Source organism: Geodermatophilus sp. SYSU D01176, assembly GCF_054050015.1.
The window spans coordinates 1-5,015 of record NZ_JBJGYN010000101.1; the positions used below are offsets into that span (position 1 = coordinate 1).

Here is a 5,015-nt window from a genome sequence, read left to right on the forward strand (position 1 = left end):
CCCCCCCCCCCCCCCCCCCCCCCCCCCCCCCCCGCCCCCCCCCCCCCCCCCCCCCCCCCCCCCCCCCCCCCCCCCCCCCCCCCCCGGGGCCCTCGACCGAGCGGCTGCGCGCTGGTCGGGGACGGCACTCGAGCCGGGGTGGACCGGTCGCGGGGCCCGGAGGGGCCCCGGCCGGGACACGGGCAGCGGCTCCGCGCTGGTCGGGGACGGCACGTGGCCGCGGTGTCGGCCGGTAGGCCGACGATGAGGAGAGCTCAGCTGTCGAGGTTGGCCATGACGTGCTTGACGCGGGTGTAGTCCTCGAACCCGTACATCGACAGGTCCTTGCCGTAGCCGGAGTGCTTGAAGCCGCCGTGCGGCATCTCGGCGACCAGCGGGATGTGCGTGTTGATCCAGACGCAGCCGAAGTCCAGCGCCCTGCTCATCCGCATGGCCCGGCCGAAGTCCCTCGTCCAGATGCTGGAGGCCAGCCCGTACTCGACCCCGTTGGCCCAGGCGAGGGCCTGCTCCTCGTCGGAGAACCGCTGCACGGTGATGACCGGGCCGAAGACCTCCTTCTGCACCAGCTCGTCGTCCTGCCGCAGCCCGGCCACGACGGTCGGCTCGACGAAGAAGCCGCGGTCGCCCAGCCGGCGGCCACCGGCGGTGATCTCGGCGTGGTCGGGCGCGCGGTCGAGGAACCCGGTGACGTGCGCGAGCTGGTTGGCGTTGTTGACCGGCGGCACGAGCGCGTCCTCGTCGCCGGCGCCGCCCTCGTACGTCGTCCGGGTGTTCCGCGCCTGCTCGGTCAGCGCCGCGACGAAGTCGTCGTGGATCCCCGGCCCGGCCAGCACGCGGGTGGCGGCGGTGCAGTCCTGCCCGGCGTTGAAGTAGCCGGCGACCGCGATCGCCTCGGCGGCCGCCTCGAGGTCGGCGTCGTCGAAGACGACGACCGGCGCCTTGCCGCCCAGCTCCAGGTGCACCCGCTTGACGTCGCGCGCGGCCGACTCGGCCACCGCCATGCCGGCCCGCACCGACCCGGTGATCGAGACCATCTGCGGCGTGCGGTGCTCCACCAGCGCCCGCCCGGTGTCCCGGTCGCCGCAGAGCACGTTGAGGACCCCCGCCGGGAGGAACTCGGCGGCGAGCTCGGACATCCGCAGCGTCGTCGCCGGCGTGGTGTCGCTGGGCTTGAGGACGACGGTGTTGCCGGCCGCGATCGCGGGCGCGAACTTCCAGACCGCCATCATCATCGGGTAGTTCCACGGCGTCACCTGGCCGATGACCCCGACGGGCTCCCGCCGGATCCAGGACGTGTGCCCGGCCATGTACTCCGCGGCCGCCTTGCCCTCGAGGTTGCGCGCGGCGCCGGCGAAGAACCGGATCTGGTCGACCATCGGCGGGATCTCCTCGCTCGCGGTCAGCCCGAGCGGCTTGCCGGTGTTGCGGCTCTCCAGCGCCACCAGCTCCTCGCCGTGCGCCTCGATCGCGTCGGCGAGGCGGAACAGCGCCAGGGAGCGCTCCGAGGGGGTGGCGTCCCGCCAGCCCGGGAAGGCGCCCGCCGCCGCGGTGTAGGCCCGGTCGACGTCCTCGGCCGACGACACCGGCGCGGAGGCGAACACCTCGCCGGTCGCCGGGTCCACCAGGTCCATCCGGCGGCCGTCGGTGGCGTCGACGTGCTCCCCGCCGACGAAGTTGCGCAGCTCGAGCTTCTCGCTCACCGGTGTTCCTCTCGTCGTGCATCCCGGAGGTGCCGGGACCGCTGATCCGGTGGCAATGGTCACCGTCCACTGCTGATCTGTCCAGTGTCGCGGGATGAGACGACGGATTCCTCAGGCGGATGGTGGGTGCAGGGCCAGCCAGAGCTCGGCCCGCACGCCGGGGGAGTCCAGGTCGCGGCCGAGCAGCTCCTCGGCTCGCCGGATCCGCTTGCGCAGCGTGTGCCGGTGGACACCCAGGCGGGCCGCGGCCGGCTCCCACTGCCCGTGCGCGGCCAGCCAGACCCGCAGCGACTCGACCAGGTCGCCCGGGCCCGCGCGGTCGGCGGCGACCAGGGGCGCCAGCGCGGCCTCGGCGAAGGCGGCGGTGGCTCCCGGGTCGAGCAGGGCGGACAGGCCCCGACCGGCGAGGTCGGCGAAGGCGGTGACCGGCTGTCCGGCGGCCCGGCCGTGACCGGCCGCCTGACGGGCCTGCCGCACGCCGTCGGCGAGCCGGTCCCACGGCACCGGCGGCGCAGTGCCGAGAACGGCACCGGGCACCCGCTCGGGCAGGACAGCCACCCGCCCGGCCAGCGGGCCGTCGGCCGGCACCAGGACGACGAGGGCGTCGTCGAGCTCGGCCGACAGCACCGGCTCGCGGGCGTGGGCGGCCGCGTCGGCGGCCACGTCGACGGCGGCGGCCCGCTGCTCCGGGCTGCCCAGCACGGCCAGCGCCAGCACCGGCTCGGCCGGCAGCTGCTCGCCGAGCGCCGCCACCACCGGCCCGGCCGCGGCGGTCTGCCCGGCGAGCAGCAGCTGCAGGATCGCCGCCCGCAGCGCCGCGGTGCCGCTGTCGAGCGCCCGGGACTGCTCCAGCCGCAGCGTGAGCAGCAGCGCGGCCGCGTTGACCACGTGCCGGTCGCCCGCCGAGAAGGGCCCCGGTCGGCCGACGGCGAGGAAGCCGCGGACCCGCGAACCGGTGCCCAGCGACTGCAGCAGCACCGTCTCGCCGGGCTGGGTGAGCGCCGCGCCGGCCGGCGGCCGGGCCGCCCGCAGCCGGTCGACCGCCGCGCTCAGGTCGCCGGCGCGGCCCCGGGCCGACGGCGGCGCGGCCTCCAGCGGCGTCCCCGCGGCGTCGACCAGCAGCGCCCACCCGCCGAGGTGCCGGGCCAGCCGGTCGACGACGGTGCCCGGCGCGCCGGGGGCGACCGCGGCCCGGGTCAGCTCCCGCTGCACCGTCGACGTCCGGGTGACCGCGGCGTACTCCTCGGCGGCGAGCGCGCTGGAGACCGTCCGCGACAGGGCGATGAACGGCGTCTGCCGGGGCACCTCGAGGACCGCCAGCCCGTGCTCGTCGGCCGCGGCCACCAGCTCCGCGGGCACCTCCGCGTGGGTGAGGCCGGTGCCGAGGCCCAGGCCGACCACGCCGGCCCCGGCCAGCCGGCGGACGTAGCCGGGAGCGTCGTCGGGCGCCAGCGCCAGGCCGGTCGTCAGCAGCAGCTCGCCGCCCGAGAGGAACGGCGTCGGGTCGGCCAGCTCGCTGACGTGCACCCAGGAGATCGCCCGGTCCACCGGCGCGCTGCGCGTGTGCAGGGTGAGCTCGAGCGACGCGGTACCGAGCAGCGTCGCGACGGTGACCGGCACGGGCAGGACCTCTCGACGATCTGGACACCCGGACGCCCCGGGAGCGCCGATCCGGACGGTACCGGGGGAGACGTGCGCCACGGACCCTGGTCGCGAGGACCTCCCCCGTCGGGGGAGGCCGGCCCCGCGAGGAGACAGCGATGACCGACCTGCTCACCGGCCCCGACACCGTCGCCCAGGAGCGGCGCCTGGTCACCGAGGTGCCCGGCCCCCGCTCCCGCGAGCTGGCCGCCCGCCGGGCCGCCGCGGTGACCTCCGCCGTGGGCAGCGTCCTGCCGGTCTACGTCGAGCGCGCCGCCGGCGGCGTGGTGGTCGACGTCGACGGCAACTCCTTCATCGACCTCGGCTCGGGCATCGCCGTCACCAACGTCGGCCACGCCGCGCCCGAGGTGGTGGCCGCCGTCCAGGCGCAGGTCGCCGCCTTCACCCACACCTGCTTCATGGTCGGGCCCTACGAGGGCTACGTCGCCGTCGCCGAGGAGCTCGACCGGCTGACCCCCGGCGACCACGAGAAGCGCTCGGCGCTGTTCAACTCCGGCGCCGAGGCCGTGGAGAACGCGGTCAAGGTGGCCCGGGTGGCCACCGGCCGCTCGGCGGTCGTCGTCTTCGACCACGCCTACCACGGCCGCACCAACCTCACGATGGCGCTGACGGCGAAGAACATGCCGTACAAGCACGGCTTCGGGCCGTTCGCCGGCGAGGTGTACCGGGTGCCGATGTCCTACCCGTACCGCGACGAGCCGGGCACGACCGGTGCGCAGGCCGCGGCGCGGGCGCTGTCGATCGTCGAGACGCAGATCGGTGCGGGCAACGTCGCGGCCGTGCTCATCGAGCCGATCCAGGGCGAGGGCGGGTTCGTCGTCCCCGCGCCGGGCTTCCTCCCGGCCCTGGCCGACTGGTGCCGCCGCTCGGGTGCGGTCTTCATCGCCGACGAGGTGCAGACCGGCTTCTGCCGCACCGGCGCGTGGTTCGCCGCCGAGCACGAGGGCGTCGTCCCCGACCTGGTCACCACCGCCAAGGGCATCGCCGGCGGCATGCCGCTGGCCGGGCTGACCGGCCGCGCCGAGCTGATGGACGCCGTGCACACCGGCGGCCTGGGCGGCACCTACGGCGGCAACCCGGTGTCCTGCGCCGCCGCGCTGGCCAGCATCCGCACCATGCGCGACCAGGACCTGAACGGCGCCGCCCGCGCCATCGAGGCCACCATGCTGCCGCGGCTGCGAGCGCTGCAGGAGCGCACCGGCGTGATCGGCGACGTCCGCGGCCGGGGCGCGATGCTCGCCGTCGAGGTGGTCACGCCGGGCACGAACGAGCCCGACGCCGCGCTGGCGAACGCCGTCTCCAAGGCCTGCCACGCCGAGGGCGTCATCACCCTGACCGCCGGCACGTTCAGCAACGTGCTGCGCTTCCTGCCCCCGCTCACCATCGGGCAGGACCTGCTCACCGAGGCGCTGGACGTCCTCGACGCCGCCTTCGACGCGCACGTCGGGAAGTGAGCGCCCCGGCCGCCGGCGCCCGCCGCCGGCTGACCCTGCGTCCGGAGGGCCCGGCCGGCAGCGGCCGGGTGGGCGGCCTGGTCACCTGGCCGGCCGTCCGCCCGCTGCTGGCCGACGTCGTGCCGGTCTTCGACCGGCTCGGGGTGCGGGTGGCCGACGCCGCCGCCGTCCCCGGGGACGACGGCGCGCCGGCCACCCG

Annotated in this window: 4 protein-coding genes; 2 read left to right on the plus strand and 2 right to left on the minus strand. The window is 76.5% G+C overall.

What is annotated here, in order from left to right; genetic code table 11:
* Positions 1–254: 254 nt before the first annotated feature.
* Together ACI78Z_RS24810 and ACI78Z_RS24815 are read right to left on the minus strand one after the other, a co-directional pair.
* Positions 255–1,700: a gamma-aminobutyraldehyde dehydrogenase gene (locus tag ACI78Z_RS24810; RefSeq protein ID WP_457039199.1), complete on the minus strand. Its 1,446-nt coding sequence runs from the start codon at positions 1,698–1,700 to the stop codon at positions 255–257.
* A gap of 111 nt (positions 1,701–1,811) precedes the next feature.
* Positions 1,812–3,320 (minus strand): PucR family transcriptional regulator ligand-binding domain-containing protein, encoded by a 1,509-nt coding sequence (locus ACI78Z_RS24815; protein ID WP_457039200.1) that lies wholly within the window; start codon positions 3,318–3,320, stop codon positions 1,812–1,814.
* Between the two features lie 140 nt (positions 3,321–3,460).
* Here ACI78Z_RS24815 and gabT point away from each other — a divergent pair, with 140 nt between their 5' ends.
* The gene (gabT, locus tag ACI78Z_RS24820) at positions 3,461–4,816 is read left to right on the plus strand and encodes a 4-aminobutyrate--2-oxoglutarate transaminase (RefSeq protein ID WP_457039201.1); all 1,356 of its coding nucleotides are present in this window, start codon (positions 3,461–3,463) and stop codon (positions 4,814–4,816) included.
* On the plus strand, positions 4,813–5,015 hold a 203-nt coding region (locus ACI78Z_RS24825), incomplete at its 3' end, for a hypothetical protein (protein ID WP_457039202.1). The genes gabT and ACI78Z_RS24825, both read left to right, overlap by 4 nt.